This window comes from Frankia sp. KB5 (genome assembly GCF_002099325.1).
GTDB lineage: Bacteria > Actinomycetota > Actinomycetes > Frankiales > Frankiaceae > Frankia > Frankia casuarinae.
This window is the reverse complement of record NZ_MRUJ01000408.1, coordinates 1-1,203: the sequence shown is the minus strand read 5'-3', so window position 1 is coordinate 1,203 and position 1,203 is coordinate 1. Positions and strand designations below refer to the sequence as shown.

Annotated in this window: 2 pseudogenes; both read left to right on the top strand. The window is 69.1% G+C overall.

Features of this window, described 5'->3' with window-relative positions:
* Positions 1-68: 68 nt before the first annotated feature.
* Positions 69-284: pseudogene (locus KBI5_RS24855) on the top strand (hypothetical protein); the annotation flags it as partial.
* Between the two features lie 161 nt (positions 285-445).
* Positions 446-1,203, top strand: a pseudogene (locus KBI5_RS24850) (lipid-transfer protein); the annotation flags it as partial.

The following is a 1,203-nucleotide window of genomic DNA, read 5'->3' as shown; positions in this document are numbered from 1 at the left end:
TGCGGCGCAGTGAAATCCCATGTGGCGCGAGGAATGACGGCGCTGTCCCGCGCGATGGAGTCCCAGACATGATATATCACACCGGGCCGCTCAGCGACACCGAACGACGGCTGCACGACGCCCTGGACGCTCTCGCCGGCGGCGTGCCCGTGTCGCCCGACGCCTACCGGCGGGCGCGGGCCACCTGGCGCCGCCGCGAGCGCCRCAGGCGGCTCATCCTCGCCGTCGTCATCGCGGTGGTCTTCACCTTCGCGAACCTGGTCGGCCTGTGGGCGCTCAACCACTGACCGGCGTGGAACTTYGCTCGACCGCAGGCCGTGACGCATCCGCATCGCTCCGCCTTGTGAATCCTCGCAAGCATGCTTACGCCACACCTCTCCCCCTGACGTGCGCTACTGTGGTGCTCACGGTATTAAGTGAACAGCAGCTAGCCTAGGGAGTGGTGATGAGCGGTCGGGTGATGGTGGCGGGCGTCGGCATGGTKCCGTTCGCGACGCCGAGCAGGAGCGACAGCTACGACGTGCTGGCCGAGGGGGCGGTCAGGGCGGCGTTGGCCGATGCCGGGATCGACCTGGCGGCGGTCCAGCAGACGTACGCCGGCTATGTGTACGGCGACTCGACGAGCGGGCAGAAGGCGCTGTACCGGGTGGGGATGACCGGGGCGCCGGTGGTGAACGTGAACAACAACTGCTCTAGTGGGTCGTCGGCGCTGTTCCTGGCGCGGCAGGCGGTGGCTTCCGGGGCGGCGGACTGCGTGCTGGCGTTCGGGTTCGAGCAGATGCGGCGCGGCGCGCTGACRATGCAGTGGGACGACCGGCCCAACGCCTTCGAGCGGTTCGACGAGGTGGTCACCAAGGTGCAGGGCGAGGTCGAGGGGGTGCCGTTCGCACCGCGGTACTTCGCCGGTGCGGGTGCGGCCTACTGTGAGAAGTACGGGATGGACCCGGCGGTATTCGCGCGGATCTCGGTGAAGTCGCGCCGGCACGCGGCCAACAACCCGTATGCGGTGTTCACTGATCCGGTGACCGTGGAGGAGGTTCTTGCCTCGCCGCGGATCCTCGGTTGGCTGACCCGGCTGCAGTGCTGCCCGCCCACCTGTGGCGCGGCCGCCGCGGTGGTCGTTTCCGAGGACTTCGCGCGCGCCCACGGCCTGCGCGCCGATGTGGCGATCACCGCGCAGGCGATGACCACGGATACCCCGTC